This window comes from Tsukamurella ocularis, from assembly GCF_965138335.1.
GTDB lineage: Bacteria > Actinomycetota > Actinomycetes > Mycobacteriales > Mycobacteriaceae > Tsukamurella > Tsukamurella ocularis_A.
Window position 1 is genome coordinate 25,228 of the sequence record NZ_CBCSDV010000010.1, and the last position, 14,655, is coordinate 39,882.

General features: G+C 70.8%; 11 protein-coding genes and 2 pseudogenes. 9 read left to right on the forward strand and 4 right to left on the reverse strand.

The features are described from left to right. Positions 1-9 precede the first annotated feature (9 nt). Both ACNAYW_RS11075 and gltB read right to left on the reverse strand, forming a co-directional pair. Positions 10-1,410: pseudogene (locus ACNAYW_RS11075) on the reverse strand (glutamate synthase subunit beta); the annotation flags it as partial. Further along, positions 1,403-6,010 (reverse strand): glutamate synthase large subunit, encoded by a 4,608-nt coding sequence (gene gltB, locus ACNAYW_RS11080; RefSeq protein WP_415849749.1) that lies wholly within the window; start codon positions 6,008-6,010, stop codon positions 1,403-1,405. The pseudogene ACNAYW_RS11075 and the gene gltB, both read right to left, overlap by 8 nt. Positions 6,011-6,227: 217 nt before the next feature. On the opposite strand from gltB, the gene ACNAYW_RS11085 reads away from it, so the two are divergent. Then, positions 6,228-7,007, forward strand: coding sequence for an ABC transporter permease (locus tag ACNAYW_RS11085; RefSeq protein WP_415849750.1), 780 nt, complete (start codon positions 6,228-6,230; stop codon positions 7,005-7,007). 48 nt (positions 7,008-7,055) lie between these two features. Here the strand turns inward: ACNAYW_RS11085 and ACNAYW_RS11090 are convergent, their stop codons facing one another. Together ACNAYW_RS11090 and ACNAYW_RS11095 are read right to left on the reverse strand one after the other, a co-directional pair. After that, a complete protein-coding gene (locus ACNAYW_RS11090; RefSeq protein ID WP_415849751.1) occupies positions 7,056-7,928 on the reverse strand; it encodes an aldo/keto reductase family oxidoreductase in 873 nt (290 codons plus the stop codon). Positions 7,929-7,963: 35 nt separating this feature from the next. Further along, positions 7,964-8,425 carry a GbsR/MarR family transcriptional regulator gene (locus ACNAYW_RS11095; protein ID WP_415849752.1) on the reverse strand — a complete coding sequence of 154 codons (462 nt, stop codon included), beginning with the start codon at positions 8,423-8,425 and terminating at the stop codon, positions 7,964-7,966. A gap of 65 nt (positions 8,426-8,490) precedes the next feature. Between ACNAYW_RS11095 and ACNAYW_RS11100 the strand changes: the two genes are divergently transcribed. The 8 genes and pseudogenes from ACNAYW_RS11100 to ACNAYW_RS11135 form a co-directional block, all read left to right on the forward strand. Then, positions 8,491-8,806, forward strand: a 316-nt coding sequence (locus tag ACNAYW_RS11100; RefSeq protein WP_415849753.1) for an ATP-binding cassette domain-containing protein, incomplete at its 3' end; no start/stop codon positions are given. 1 nt (position 8,807) lies between these two features. After that, positions 8,808-9,387: pseudogene (locus ACNAYW_RS11105) on the forward strand (AAA family ATPase); the annotation flags it as partial. Beyond that, positions 9,384-10,964, forward strand: coding sequence for an ABC transporter permease (locus ACNAYW_RS11110; protein WP_415849754.1), 1,581 nt, complete (start codon positions 9,384-9,386; stop codon positions 10,962-10,964). The pseudogene ACNAYW_RS11105 and the gene ACNAYW_RS11110, both read left to right, overlap by 4 nt. A gap of 169 nt (positions 10,965-11,133) precedes the next feature. After that, positions 11,134-11,724, forward strand: coding sequence for a molybdopterin-dependent oxidoreductase (locus ACNAYW_RS11115; RefSeq protein WP_415849755.1), 591 nt, complete (start codon positions 11,134-11,136; stop codon positions 11,722-11,724). Then, positions 11,721-12,470, forward strand: coding sequence for an FAD-binding oxidoreductase (locus tag ACNAYW_RS11120; RefSeq protein ID WP_415849756.1), 750 nt, complete (start codon positions 11,721-11,723; stop codon positions 12,468-12,470). The genes ACNAYW_RS11115 and ACNAYW_RS11120 overlap by 4 nt, the downstream gene beginning before the upstream one ends. A gap of 1 nt (position 12,471) precedes the next feature. Then, positions 12,472-12,726: a DUF6510 family protein gene (locus ACNAYW_RS11125; RefSeq protein ID WP_068531977.1), complete on the forward strand. Its 255-nt coding sequence runs from the start codon at positions 12,472-12,474 to the stop codon at positions 12,724-12,726. Positions 12,727-12,801: 75 nt separating this feature from the next. After that, complete coding sequence (locus ACNAYW_RS11130) at positions 12,802-13,821, forward strand: DUF4331 family protein (RefSeq protein ID WP_415849757.1); 1,020 nt, start codon at positions 12,802-12,804, stop codon at positions 13,819-13,821. Positions 13,822-13,880: 59 nt separating this feature from the next. Beyond that, positions 13,881-14,525 (forward strand): hypothetical protein, encoded by a 645-nt coding sequence (locus ACNAYW_RS11135; RefSeq protein ID WP_415849758.1) that lies wholly within the window; start codon positions 13,881-13,883, stop codon positions 14,523-14,525. Positions 14,526-14,655 lie beyond the last annotated feature (130 nt).

Genomic DNA, 14,655 nt, shown 5'->3' on the forward strand with positions numbered 1-14,655 from the left:
AAGCTGACCAGCGGCGGCGCGGCCGCCCCGCAGCAGGAGCAGGCCCCGGCCCCGCAGCAGCAGAGCGGCGGCGACGTCCTCGGCAGCATCCTGGGCAACATGCTCGGCGGCGGTAACCAGCAGGCCGGCGGCGACGTTGCCGCGCTCGCTGTACTCGACGCCGAGCTTGTCCAGCAGGTCGTCGCGCTGCGGGCCGACGAAGCCCATGGCCAGCAGCACGAGGTCGGCCTCGAGGGTGAACTCGGTGCCCTCGACCTTCTCGAAGCGGCCGCCCTCCATCTTCACCTCGTAGGCCTTCAGGCCGGTGACCCTGCCGTCCTCGCCGACGAACTCCTCGGTGCTCACGGAGAAGACGCGCTCGCCGCCCTCCTCATGGGCGGAGCTGATGCGGTACATCAGCGGGTAGGTCGGCCACGGGGTGGACTCGGCGCGCTCGCGCGGCGGCATCGGCATGATCTCGAACTGGTGCACGCTGGTCGCGCCCTGGCGCAGCGAGGTGCCCAGGCAGTCCGCGCCGGTGTCGCCGCCGCCGATGATGACGACCTTCTTGTCCTTCGCATGGATCGGCGGCAGGCCGGCCTCGTCGAGGACGTCGTCGCCGACCGCGGCGCGGTTGGCCCACGGCAGGAACTCCATCGCCTGGTGGATGCCGTCCAGCTCGCGGCCGGGGATCGGCAGGTCGCGACCGACGGTCGAGCCGTTGGCGAGCACCACCGCGTCGAAGTCCTCGCGGAGCTGCTCGACGGTCACGTCGACGCCCACGTTGACGCCGGTCTTGAAGACGGTGCCCTCGGCGTTCATCTGGGCGAGGCGGCGGTCGATGTGCCGCTTCTCCATCTTGAACTCCGGGATGCCGTAGCGGAGCAGGCCGCCGATGCGGTCGGCGCGCTCGTAGACGGTCACCGTGTGACCGCCGCGCGTGAGCTGCTGCGCCGCGGCGAGGCCCGCGGGACCGGAGCCGACGACGGCGATCTTCTTGCCCGTCAGCTTGGTCGGGTGCTGCGGCGAGACCCAGCCCTCGTCGAAGGCCTTGTCGATGAGCTCGACCTCGACCTGCTTGATGGTGACGGGATCCTGGTTGATGCCGAGCACGCACGACGCCTCGCAGGGCGCGGGGCACAGCCGCCCGGTGAACTCCGGGAAGTTGTTCGTGGCGTGCAGCCGCTCGATGCCGTCGTACCAGCGGTCCTTGTACGCCAGCGTGTTCCACTCGGGAATCAGGTTCCCCAGCGGGCAGCCGTTGTGGCAGAACGGGATACCGCAGTCCATGCACCGGGAGGCCTGCTTGCGCAGGGTGGTCCCGTCGAACGGCTTGTACACCTCGTTCCAGTCCAGGAGCCGGAGCGGGACGGGCCGGCGGACCGGGGTCTCGCGCGAGTTGTTCTTCAGAAAGCCCTGCGGATCAGCCACGAGCGGCCTCCATCACTGCGTCGTCGATGTTGCGGCCGTCGAGTTCGGCGCGCTTGATGGCGGTGAGGACGCGCTTGTAGTCGCGCGGCATCACCTTGGCGAAGAGCTGACGCTCCCGGGGCCAGTTGGCCAGGACCCGCGCCGCGACGGCGGAGTCCGTGTAGTCGTAGTGCTTGGTCACCGCACCGTGCACGAACTCGAGGTCGGCCTCGTCGAGCGACTCCAGCTCCACCAGTTCGGTGTTGAGGTCGCGCTCGAACTGTCCGTCGGCGTTGTAGACGTAGGCCACACCGCCGGACATCCCGGCGCCGAAGTTGCGGCCCGTGTCGCCGAGGACCACCACGCGGCCGCCGGTCATGTACTCGCAGCCGTGGTCGCCCACGCCCTCGACCACCGCGACGGCACCCGAGTTGCGCACCGCGAACCGCTCGCCCGCCTTGCCGTTGAGGTAGACCTCGCCGGCGGTGGCGCCGAACAGGATCACGTTGCCCGCGATGATGTTCTCCGCGGCGACGAACTCCTCCGGGGCGTTGCGCGCCGGGCGGACCACGATCTTGCCGCCCGAGAGGCCCTTGCCGACGAAGTCGTTGGCGTCGCCCTCGAGGCGCAGCGTGATGCCCTTCGGCACGAAGGCGCCGAAGCTGTTGCCCGCGCTGCCCTTGAAGGTGATGTCGATGGTGTCCTCGGGGAGGCCGTCGGCGCCGTGCGCCTTGGTCACCTCGTGGCCCAGCATCGTGCCCACCGTGCGGTTGACGTTCGAGATCGGGGTCTCGATGGTCACCGGCGCGCCCGTCTCCACCGCGACCCGCGCCTGCGAGATCAGCTGCTGGTCCAGGGCCTTCTCGAGGCCGTGATCCTGCGGCTGGCTGCAGAACAGGTCCTGCTTCATGAACGGCGAGTCGACCTGCGCCAGGATCGGCGAGAGGTCGAGCTTGCCGGCCTTGGCGTCGCCCCAGTGCGCCTGCGCCGCGGTGGTGTCGAGGATCTGCGACTGGCCGACGGCCTCCTGCAGCGTGCGGAAGCCCAGCTCTGCGAGCAGCTCGCGCACCTCCTCGGCGATGTAGAGGAAGAAGTTCTCCACGAACTCGGGCTTGCCGGTGAACCGGCGCCGCAGCACCGGGTTCTGGGTGGCCACGCCCACGGGGCAGGTGTCCAGGTGGCAGACGCGCATCATGATGCAGCCGGAGACCACCAGCGGGGCGGTCGCGAAGCCGAACTCCTCGCCGCCGAGCAGGGCGGCGATGATGACGTCGCGGCCGGTCTTGAGCTGGCCGTCGACCTGCACGACGATGCGGTCGCGGAGGCCGTTGAGCAGCAGCGTCTGCTGGGTCTCGGCGAGGCCGATCTCCCACGGCGCGCCCGCGTGCTTGACCGAGGTCAGCGGGGTGGCGCCGGTGCCGCCGTCGTGGCCCGAGATGAGCACCACGTCGGCGTGCGCCTTGGAGACGCCCGCGGCGACGGTGCCGACGCCGAGTTCCGAGACCAGTTTCACGTGAATCCGCGCCTGCGGGTTCGCGTTCTTCAGGTCGTGGATCAGCTGCGCCAGGTCCTCGATCGAGTAGATGTCGTGGTGCGGCGGGGGCGAGATCAGGCCGACGCCGGGCGTCGAGCCACGGACCTCGGCGACCCACGGGTACACCTTGTGCGGGGGCAGCTGGCCGCCCTCGCCGGGCTTCGCGCCCTGCGCCATCTTGATCTGGATGTCGGTGCAGTTGCTCAGGTAGTGCGAGGTCACGCCGAACCGGCCCGAGGCGACCTGCTTGATCGCCGAGCGGCGGAAGTCGCCGTTCTCGTCGGGCGTGAAGCGCCGCGGGTCCTCGCCGCCCTCACCGGAGTTCGAGCGACCGCCGAGGCGGTTCATGGCGATGGCCAGCGTCTCGTGCGCCTCGGCCGAGATCGAGCCGTAGCTCATGGCGCCGGTCGAGAAGCGCTTGACGATCTCGCTCGCGGGCTCCACCTCGTCGATGGAGATCGACGGGCGGTCGCTCTGGAACCGGAACAGGCCGCGCAGCGACGCGAGCCGCTCGCTCTGGTCGTCGACCAGCTTCGTGTACTCCTTGAACACCTTGTACTGCCCGGTGCGCGTGGCGTGCTGCAGCTTGAACACGGTGTCCGGGTTGAAGAGGTGGTACTCGCCCTCGCGGCGCCACTGGTACTCGCCGCCCACCTCGAGCTCGCGGTGCGCCAGCTCTTCGGGGCGGTCGTTCATGGCGCGCTTGTGCCGCGCGGCCACGTCGGCGGCGATCTCGTCGAGGCCGATGCCGTCGAGCTGGCTCTGCAGGCCGGTGAAGAACTCGTCGACGACCTCCTGCGAGAGGCCGATCACCTGGAACAGCTGGGCACCGGTGTAGGAGGCCAGCGTCGAGATGCCCATCTTGGACATCACCTTGAGCACGCCCTTGCCGGCGGCCTTGACGTAGTTGGCGTTGAGCTTCTCCAGCGGGGTGCCGTTGAGCTCACCGCGGATGTGCATGTCCTCGATGGTCGCGAAGGCCATGTACGGGTTGACCGCCGCGGCGCCGCAGCCGATCAGGGCCGCCATGTGGTGCACCTCGCGGGCGTCGCCCGATTCGACGATGAGGCCGACCTTGGTGCGGCTGCGCTCGCGCACCAGGTGGTGGTGCACGGCGGAGGTCAGCAGCAGCGACGGGATCGGCGCCAGCAGCCGGTCGGAGTTGCGGTCCGACAGGATGATCAGGCGCGCGCCACCGTCGATGGCCTCGGAGACCTGGGTGCGCACGGTGTCGAGCGCCTCGCGCAGGCCCTTGCCGCCCTCGGCCACGTGGTAGAGGCCCGGGATCACGACGGACCGGAACTCGGGCAGCGTGCCGTCGTCGTTGACCTTGACCAGCTTCTGCAGCTCGTCGTTGTTGAGGATCGGCTGCTCGAGGTGGATCTGGCGGCAGCTGATCGCCGCGGGGTTGAGCAGATCGGACTCGCTGCCGATCGTGCCACCGAGCGCGGTCACGATCTCCTCGCGGATCGCGTCGAGCGGCGGGTTGGTCACCTGCGCGAAGAGCTGCTGGAAGTAGTCGAACAGCAGCCGCGGGCGCAGCGAGAGCACGGCGACGGGGGTGTCGGTGCCCATGGAGCCGATGGCCTCGGCGCCGGTCTTCGCCATCGGCGTGAGCAGGATGTCCAGCTCTTCCGTGGTGTAGCCGAACATCTGCTGCCGCTGGGTGACGCGGTCGTGCGCCATCACGGTGTGGGGGCGGTCCGGCAGGTCCTTGAGGCGCAGCAGGCCCTCGTCGAGCCACTCCTGGTAGGGCTCGGCCGCGGCGAGCTCGCCCTTGATCTCCTCGTCGGAGACGATGCGGCCCTGCGCGGTGTCCACGAGGAACATGCGGCCCGGCTGCAGGCGGGTCTTGTAGACCACGTCGGCGTGGTCGATGTCGAGCACGCCGACCTCGGAGCCGAGCACGACGAGGCCGTCCTTGGTGACCCAGATGCGCGAGGGGCGCAGGCCGTTGCGGTCGAGCACCGCGCCGATGACGGTGCCGTCGGTGAAGCAGACCGAGGCCGGTCCGTCCCACGGCTCCATGAGCGAGGAGTGGTACTCGTAGAACGCCCGGCGGGCCGGGTCCATGTCCTGGTGCCGCTCCCACGCCTCGGGGATCATCATGAGCACGGCGTGCGGCAGGCTGCGGCCGCCGAGGTGCAGCAGCTCGAGCACCTCGTCGAAGCGCGCGGTGTCGGAGCCGCCCTCGGTGCAGATCGGGAAGATCTTGTCCGTGGCGTCCTCGCCGAAGGCCGAGACGTCGAGCAGCGCCTCGCGGGCCCGCATCCAGTTCTCGTTGCCGTTGACGGTGTTGATCTCGCCGTTGTGGGCCACGCGCCGGTAGGGGTGCGCGAGCGGCCAGCTCGGGAAGGTGTTGGTGGAGAAGCGCGAGTGCACGAGGCCGAGGGCCGACTCGACGCGCTCGTCCTGCAGGTCCACGAAGAACCCGCGCAGCTGCGGGGTGGTCAGCATGCCCTTGTAGACGAAGGTCTGGCCGGACAGCGACGGGAAGTACACCGACTCCTCGCCCTGCGAGCCCGCGCCCGCCCCGTCGGTGCCGAGCTCGCGCTCGACCCGCTTGCGGATCACGAAGCAGCGGCGCTCGAGGTCCATGCCCGAGAGGGGCGCACCGTCGGCATCCGTGCCGGCGATGAAGACCTGGCGCATCGTGGGCATGGCGTCGCGGGCCAGCGCGCCCAGCGAGCCGTCGTCGGTGGGCTGGTCGCGCCAGCCGAGGACCGACAGGCCCTCCTCGGCGACGATGCGCTCGACGCCCTCGGCGGCCTTCGTCGCCTCGGCGGCGGCCTGCGGGAGGAAGGCGATGCCCGTGGCGTAGGCGCCCTGGTGGGGCAGCTCGAAGTCCACGACCTCGCGGAAGAAGCGGTCCGGGACCTGGATCAGGATCCCCGCGCCGTCACCGGTGTTGGGCTCGGCGCCCGCGGCGCCGCGGTGCTCGAGGTTGACCAGGGCGGTGATGGCCTTGTCGACGATGTCCCGGGACTTGCGTCCGTGCATGTCCACCACGAAGGCGACGCCACAGGCGTCGTGCTCGTTCGCGGGGTGGTACAGGCCCTGGGGGCCCGGGGGGACGAATCGGCTCATCGAATACCTGCCTCTACGCAGCGCCTCACGGCGGAACGGGTTCTTCAAGGTTCGGCGATCGGTGCTGCAGATCGCCTCAGGCATCGTTGGCTGTACCGAAAACTGTAGTTTCCGCGCTCCTAATCACCAAATGGAAGGTCAGCCTTACCGCCCTGGACCTGCGGCGATGCAGCTGCGAGGCTCCGCGGGGCGCGCGTTTCGGCTAGGTTTCCAGGACGTGACCGGAAACGATCCGGGCGAGCTGCTCACGGTGGGCCCGGGGCTCGCCGTCGCGCTCGTCGCCCTCGCCCTGACGGGCGCCGCCGTGGCCTGGCTCGGGCGCACCGGGTACGGCCCCGCGGTCCTCGGCTCGACGGTCCGCGCCACGGTGCAGCTCGCGGCGCTCGGGATGGTGCTCAGCCTGATCGTGCGCAGCCTGTGGTTCACGGCGGCGTTCGTCCTGCTCATGGGCCTCACCGCGGGGTGGACCGCGGCGCGCCGCATCGTGGGCCGCCGGCCGCGGTGGTCGGAGCTGGCGGCGACGACCGCGGCGGTGGCCGGCCCGGCCGCGGTCCTGACGACGGCGCTCATGCTGAGTGGAGTGTTGCCGGCGCGGGGGATCGCGGTGATTCCCGTGGCGGGCAGCGCGATCGGCGCGGCGATGGCCGGGGCCGGTCTCGCCGGGAAACGCGCCCTGGAGGAACTGGCCGCGCGCCGCGGGGAGTTGGAGGCGGGGCTCGCACTGGGCCTCGACCCGCTGTTCATCCGACTGGAGCTGGCGCGCGCCGCGGCGGCGACGGCCCTGATCCCCGCGCTGGACCAGACGCGGACCGTCGGGCTGGTGGCGATCCCCGGCGCCTTCGTCGGCATGGTGCTGGGCGGCGCGTCGCCGCTGGCGGCGGCGGTGATGCAACTGTACGTGCTGATCGCGATCCTCTGCGTGACGCCGATCGCGGTCGTGGCGGTCACCTGGCTCGTCGCCGACGGCAGGTACGAGACCGGGCCGCGGAACTACTGAGCTCCTGTGGAGGATCGACCCCGGTGAGCGGGGTCGATCCTCCACAGCTCAGCGCGCGCCGATGGCGTCCAGCTCCGCGAGCGCGTCCTCCGGCAGCTCCAGCGCGGCGCCGGCGATGTTCTCGCGCAGGTGCGCGATCGACGAAGTGCCGGGAATCAGCAGGATGTTCGGCGAACGCTGCAGCAACCACGCGAGGGCGACCGACATCGGGGTGGCGCCGAGCCTGGCCGCGACGGCGTTCAGCGCGTCCGACTGGAGCGGGCTGAAGCCGCCGAGCGGGAAGTACGGTACGTACGCGATGCCCTGCGCCGCCAGGGAATCCACCAGCTCGTCGTCCACGCGGTGGGCGATGTTGTAGAAGTTCTGCACGCAGGCCACGGGCGCGATGGACTGCGCCTCGGCGACCTGCTCCGCGGTCACGGTGCTCACGCCGAGGTGCCGGATCAGGCCCTGCTGCTGCAGCTCGGCGAGCACGGCGAAGGGCTCGGCGATCGAGCCGGGGCTGGGGGTGTCGAAGTCGCCCACGCGCAGGTTCACCACGTCGATCGCGTCGAGGCCGAGGCGCTCGAGGTTCTCGTCGACGGCGCGGCGCAGATCGTCGGGCTCGAGGGCCGGCGGCCAGCCGCCGGTGTCGTCGCGGCGCGCGCCGACCTTGGTGACGATGTGCAGCGAATCCGGGTAGGGGTGCAGCGCCTCGCGGATGATCTCGTTGGTGACGAAGGGGCCGTAGTAGTCGCTGGTGTCGATGTGGGTGATGCCGAGGTCGATCACATCGCGCAGCACCTCGATCGCGGCCTCGCGGTCGGCGGGCGGTCCGAAGACGTGCGGCCCCGCGAGTTGCATGGCGCCGTAACCGAATCGGGTGACGGTGAGGTCGCCGCCGAGGTCGAAGGTGCCGCCGGGCGGGGTGGATGCGGTCATGGAAGGACTCCTTCGTGCGGGACGACGTGACCGCTTCAGTATCCGTGCTTGTCCAGGCGGATACGGCGCCAGCGCTCCATGACCTCCGGGAGCTCGGTGATCATGAAGTCGAAGAAGTCCCGCATCACGGAGAGGCGCTCGGCGGCCGGGCCGCCGGCCGGGAGCTCCTCGATCCCCTCGGCGGCGAGATCGCGCCAGCGCTCGATGATCGGATTGCGCGAGGCGAAGGCCTCGTACCAGATGTCGTCACCGAGGGTGATGAGGCTGTGCCGCGATCCCGGGACGTGCGTGCGGCGGATCATGCTCGTCTGCTCCAGGTATCCCACCGCGCCCGACACCGCGCCGGCGGACACCTGCAGCCGCTCCGCGATCTGCGACGGCGTGAGCGCACCCTCGGCCGAGGCGAGCACCGCGGCGAAGACGCGGGACGCCATGCGCTGCATTCCCGCGTCCACGAACGCGGCTGCCATGTTCTCCACGAAGTCCGGCGCATCCATGCAGGTCACCATAGCCAAAATTCAGACACTTCACAAATTTGTGAACTGGGCGTAGCGTCAGCGCCATGACAACTGAAGTCATCCGCATCGAGGGCCTCACCAAGACCTTCGGTAGCGCACACGCACTCAACGGGCTCGACCTCCACGTGACGCCGGGAGAGGTCCACGCCTTCCTCGGACCCAACGGGGCCGGCAAGTCCACCACCATCCGCGTCCTGCTCGGCCTGCTGAGGAAGACCTCGGGCACCGTCGAGCTGCTGGGCGGGGACCCGTGGTCCCAGGCACCCGAGCTGCACCGCCGCCTCGCCTACGTGCCGGGCGATGTGACCCTGTGGCCCAACCTCTCCGGCGGCGAGATCATCGACCTCATGGGCCGCCTGCNCGACGGCCTCGACGAGGCCCGCCGCGCCGAGCTGATCGAGCGCTTCGCCCTCGACCCCGCGAAGAAGGCCCGCACCTACAGCAAGGGCAATCGGCAGAAGGTCGCCCTCGTGGCGGCCTTCGCCGCCCGCGCCGAGCTCATGATCCTCGACGAGCCCACCTCCGGCCTCGACCCGCTCATGGAGGAGGTCTTCACCCAGTGCCTCACCGAGGCCAAGGCGGCCGGCACGTCGATCCTGTTGTCCAGCCACATCCTGTCCGAGGTCGACCGGGTCGCGGACACCGTCACCATCATCAAGGACGGGGCGTCGGTCGAGACCGGCTCGCTGGCGTCGCTCCGCCACCTCTCCCGCACCCGGGTGGAGGCGACGCTGGCGCGCCCCGTCGACCTCGCGAACACCGCGGGCGTGCACGACCTGCAGGCCGACGGGGACCGGGTCTCCTTCAGCGTGGAGGCCGCCGACCTCGGCCGGCTGCTCGGCGAGCTCGCGGCCGCGGGGCCCACCTCGCTGACGAGCCGCCCGCCCACGCTCGAGGAGCTCTTCCTGCGGCACTACGACACCGCGGGGGCCGCGCGATGACCGGCCTCGGCCCCACGCTCCGCCTGGTGCTGCGCCGGGACCGGATCCAGCTGGTGATCTGGCTCCTGCTCTACGTGGCGATGGCCTATTCCGCGTACTCCGTGGCCGAGACCACGTACGCGGATCAGGCCGCACTCGATTCCGCCGCCCGTGCGGCGAGCGAGAACCCCTCGCTGGTCGCGCTGTTCGGCCCCGTGTACTCCGCCACGACCGGCGCCGTCGCCATGATCAAGATGGTCGTCATGATGGCGGCCGCGCTGGACCTGCTCACGGGCCTGCTGGTGATCCGCCACACCCGCGCCGACGAGGAGTCCGGACGCCGGGAGATGCTGGGCGCCTCCGCCATCGACCGCACCGCCCCGGCGATCGCCGCGCTCATCGAGTCGACCGTGCTCAGCCTCGCGATCGGCGTGCTCAGCGCACTGACGCTCGTCGGCCTCGGCGCGGACGCGAAGGGCAGCGTGATGTTCGGCGCACTCTGGGCGTGCACCGGCATCGTCTTCGCGGCCTTCGCGCTGTTGTGCGCCCAGCTCACCGAGGGGGCGCGCGCCGCGCGCGGCCTGTTCGCCGTCGGCCTCGGCGGCGCCTACCTGCTCCGGGCCGTCGGCGACGTCTCCGTCCTCCGCACCGACGGGACGCTCCCCGCCGAGCCCGGGTGGGAGTCCTGGCTCTCGCCGCTCGGGTGGGCGCAGCAGATCCGTCCCTTCGCCGACGACCGGCCGTGGCCCGTCCTGGTGCTCCTCGCGGCCTCGGTGGTGCTCACCGCGGCGGCGCTCCGGCTCGCCGCGCAGCGCGACCTCGGCGCCGGCCTGATCCCCGTGGGCCGCGGCCGGGAACGCGGGAGTGCCCTACTGGGTTCGGTGGAGGCGCTCACCTGGCGGCTGCACCGCGGCCAGCTCCTCGGCTGGAGCATCGGCATGCTGGCCGTGGGCCTCGCCTTCGGCGGCATGGGCAGCGCGATCGACTCGCTGGCGGGCAACGCCGGTACGCGCGAGATGCTGGAGCGGCTCGGCGGGTCCGGCTCGAGCCTGCTGGACATCTTCTTCGGCGCCGAGTTCTCCATCATGGGCATGGCGATCGCGGCGCTGGGCATCTCGATCGTCAACACCGCGTGCTCGGAGGAGACCTCGGGTCGCGCGGAGTACCTCCTGGCGGCGCCCGTAGCGCGGCTGCGCTGGTACGCCTCGCACCTGATCGCGGCCCTCATCGCGACCGCGGCGGTGAGTCTCGCGCTGGGAGTGGGCGTCTCGCTCACGGCCGGCCGCCAACTGATCGTGCCCGCGCTCGCCGCCCTCCCGGCGGTGTGGGTGATCACGGCGATCGCCGCGCTCGCCGGGGCGATCTCGGCGCGCTGGGCGTCGGTGGGGTGGATCGTGCTCGCCCTGTGCGTGACCACGATGATCGCGGACGTGCTCAAACTCCCCGACTGGGTGGCCAAGGCCTCCCCGTTCAAGCACATCGCCACCCAGCCCGGTGCCACCGTGTTCACCGCCGCGACCCTGGTGCTGCTCGCGATCGCCGCGGCGGGGCTCATCGCAGCCGCGTTCTCGGAGTCCCGCCGGGACGTGGCGGCCTGACGGGGGCGCGGCCGGGCCCGGGCACCACGGTGTCCGGGCCCGCTCGTGCGGCCCGGAGACGGCCGGCCGGCCCCGTCCGGCGGCGAAGCCGCGCTTCCGCGATCACCGACCCGGGTTCGGGGCTATGCTTACGCAAAAGTCGAGCGGAATGACGGGCAGGCCTGCAGAAATGGCGATCATCAATCAAGGATTCGGGCAGCGCCGGAGGGTCGATCCGGCGCTCCCACCCGGACAACGACTGGCCTACGACTGGCCCGTCCTGTCCGTCGGACCCACCCCGCAGGTGAGCACCGACGAGTGGAGCTTCAGCATCTACACCGAGACCGGCGAGAAGCACACCTGGGACTGGGAGGGGCTGCACGCGCTGGGCGTCGAGGACATCACCACCGACATCCACTGCGTGACCCACTGGAGCAAGCTCCAGATGCCGTGGCGCGGCGTGCCCCTCGACGCGCTGTTCGCCGACGTCGAGACGACGAACGACTACGTGATGGCCCACTCCTACGACGGCTACACCACGAATCTCCCGCTCGACGAGATCCTCGACGGCCAGGCCTGGATCGCCACCGAGGCGGAGGGCGCCCCGCTCGATCCCGAGCACGGCGGCCCGGCCCGCCTCCTGGTGCCCCACCTGTACTTCTGGAAGAGCGCCAAGTGGGTCCGCGCGCTCCAGCTGATCGACGACGACGAGCCCGGCTTCTGGGAGCAGAACGGCTACCACCTGCACGGGGACCCGTGGCGGGAGGAGCGGTACTCGTGAGCGCACCGGTGAATCTCGCGCGCGGCACGAAGGCGCCGCACGCCGGCTGGCATCGCGCGCGCCTGGTCGATGCGCGCCCCGAGTCCGCGACCTCGCGCCGGCTGATCTTCGACGTCCCCACGTGGCCGGGCAACGAGGCGGGCGCCCACGCCGACCTGCGGCTCACGGCCCCGGACGGCTACCAGGCCACCCGGTCGTACTCGCTCGCGTCGTACGGTCCCGGGACCGAGGTCGTGCTGGCCGTCGCCGAGGTCCCCGACGGGGAGGTCTCGCCCTATCTCGTCGAGACGCTCGCCGTCGGCGACGAGGTGGAGATCCAGGGACCCCTGGGGCGGTACTTCATCTGGCGGCCCGACAAGCACGCCGGGCCGGTGCAGTTGATCGCCGGCGGCTCCGGCGTGGTGCCGCTCTTCCCGATGGCGGAGGCCAACGAGAACGCGGACAAACCCAACCCCGTGCGCCTGCTGTACTCGGTGCGGACGTCGGAGGACGTCATGTTCGGCGCCGAGCTGCAGGCACTGCGGCACACCGACGTCCGGGTGATCCACACCCGCGAGGAGACCCCGGAGCGGCCCGCGGGCCGGCTGACCCGGGACGAGTTCGCCGGCCTCGTGGTGCCGCCCACGGAATCGGGCGACCTCTACATCTGCGGCCCGACGGTGTTCGTCGAGACCGTCGCGAACTGGGCCACGGGCCTCGGCTACCCGGCGCAGTCCATCCGCACCGAACGATTCGGAGGCAAGTGACGTGGTTACCGCACTCGATGGCAATGTCGCGACGGGGCCGCTGGCCGAGGTCTTCGGCATCGACGTCTCGGCCGCGCTGGCCGAATGCGCCGAATGCGCGAAGACCGACCCGTTCTGCGTCGCGGTGGTCTACGCCTCGCCGATGGGCATGGTGATCCGGTGCCGTTCCTGCGGTGCGGTGCTGACCGTGCTCGTCCAGCGGGAGGGCACCTGGCGGTGCCGCTTGACCGGCGTCGCCGCGCTCACCCTCCGCTAGGCGCGCACAGGTCCTCGTTCTCCGTGATCGGCGATGCCTCGCTGCGATCATCCGCACCTATCTGAAGGACAAGCAATGTCGCACCATTTCGATATCCCCAGCGCCGAAGAGGATCCCCGGCTCAACATCACGGACTACTACCTGTTCGAGGGTGGCCCCGACACCACCGTGATGGCGATGGCCGTCAACCCCGTCGCGGCGGAGAAGTTCGCCACCGCGCCGTTCCGCGACGAGGGCCTCTACGCCTTCCGCTTCGACACCGACGGCGACGACACGGAGAACGTCACGTTCAAGTTCCGCTTCGGCGAGACCGTCCACGTCGACCGCGGCAACGGCCACGCCCAGCAGCTCGAGGTCGTCATGGCCACCGGCGACGACGCGACGAAGGGCGCCGACGGCACGCCGCTCGCGCAGGGCCTCACCGGCGAGACCGTCACCGGGGAGAACGGCGTGCGCGCCTACGCGGCCGTCAGCTTCGACGCCTTCGGCGGCGACCACGTGGCGCTCGACGCCTTCCAGGAGGACTTCGCGCGCGGCGAGTACCGGCCCGATCGCTTCGAGAACAAGGAGAACGGATTCGACGGCCGCTCCGTCGCGTCGATCGTGCTCGAGGTCCCGAACGCGCTGCTCGGCGGCGCCGGCGCCCGCGTGCACAGCTGGGCCACGGTCTCGCTGTACGGCCACGCGCCGGAGCAGCAGGTCAACCGCTGGGGCCTGCCGCTGTTCACGCACATCTTCCTCCCCGACGCGCAGACCAAGGACGCGTACAACCGGACGGCCCCGTCGGGCGACAACACCGCCGTGCTCGCGGCCGCGCGCACGCGGATCGCGCAGTACGTCACGGCCGCGAAGACCTCGCGCGACCCCGAGGCGTACGCCGACCGGGTGCTGGAGCTCTTCGGCGCCACCAACCTCCCGTACGTCATCGGATCGTTCGCGTCGTTCGACTTCGCCGGGATCAACGGGCGCAGTCTGTCCGACAACGTGATGGACAACGCCCTGGTCTTCGTCACCAACTCGGCGCTGGCCACCGGGATCGCGCCCAACCCGGCGCGGATGACGTCGCAGTTCCCGTACTTCGTCGACTTCGCGTAGGGCGTCGAGGGCTCGACCCGGGCCGCTCCGACCGCCGCCCGCCGTGTGAGACTGCAGAGGTGAGCAGCGAGCAGCAGCCGAGCGGGCCCGTCGACGCCGAGGCGGAGGACGCCGGGACGACGCCGGACGATGCGCCCGCCGTCGAGGCCGAGGCGGAGGACGAGGACGACGCGGCACCGGCGGAGCACCCCGCCGAGGTCGGAGACCGGATCCCGGCCACGACGGTGGAGTGGGTCGCACAGCCGGGCGACGCCCGGCGGGCGACGCTGTCGGTGGTCCGGTCGCGTCAGCTGTGGCGTCGCACGCTCATCCTGGCGCTCGTCGTCGGCGTACTGGTCGCCGCGGTCTGCATCGCGACGGGCAGCGGCTGGCTGCTCGGGGCGGCGATCGGCGGCGGATTCTTCGCGCTGATCGCCGTCGAGATGCCGCTCGTCGCGCTGCTCTGCGCATGGCTGCAGAACCGCAAGGTGCTGTGGCCCGGCGCGCGGTGGGCGGCGGGGAGCGACGCGACGCGCATCCGGATCGACAACCCCGTGAACACCATCGTCATCGAGCGTGCCAACCTCGAGTCGGTGCAGCCGTCGTGGGCGATGGTCCTGCTCACGGTGCGCCCGAACCAGCGCTTCGCCGTGCCCGCCGCGTTGTTCTCCGGCCTGCTCACGGACCCCGGGTTCCGGGTCACCGCCGACGATCTCAGCCTCTGAGAAGGTTGAGGCTTCACCTGAGAGAGCGCGGGCTAACTTGAGAGATCAAAAGCCCTGCAAATGACTACTGACCGCAGCGAGCGAGTCAGCTGCGGTCAGTGCTCTCTCAGGATACAGGAGAGTTGCGATG

Excerpts from the sequence above, each read along its gene's own strand:
- gltB (WP_415849749.1), bottom strand. The coding sequence starts at position 6,010 with ATGAGCCGATTCGTCCCCCCGGGCCCCCAGGGCCTGTACCACCCCGCG.
- ACNAYW_RS11090 (WP_415849751.1), bottom strand. The coding sequence starts at position 7,928 with ATGACCGCATCCACCCCGCCCGGCGGCACCTTCGACCTCGGCGGCGAC.
- ACNAYW_RS11095 (WP_415849752.1), bottom strand. The coding sequence starts at position 8,425 with ATGGATGCGCCGGACTTCGTGGAGAACATGGCAGCCGCGTTCGTGGAC.
- ACNAYW_RS11110 (WP_415849754.1), top strand. The coding sequence starts at position 9,384 with ATGACCGGCCTCGGCCCCACGCTCCGCCTGGTGCTGCGCCGGGACCGG.
- ACNAYW_RS11115 (WP_415849755.1), top strand. The coding sequence starts at position 11,134 with ATGGCGATCATCAATCAAGGATTCGGGCAGCGCCGGAGGGTCGATCCG.
- ACNAYW_RS11130 (WP_415849757.1), top strand. The coding sequence starts at position 12,802 with ATGTCGCACCATTTCGATATCCCCAGCGCCGAAGAGGATCCCCGGCTC.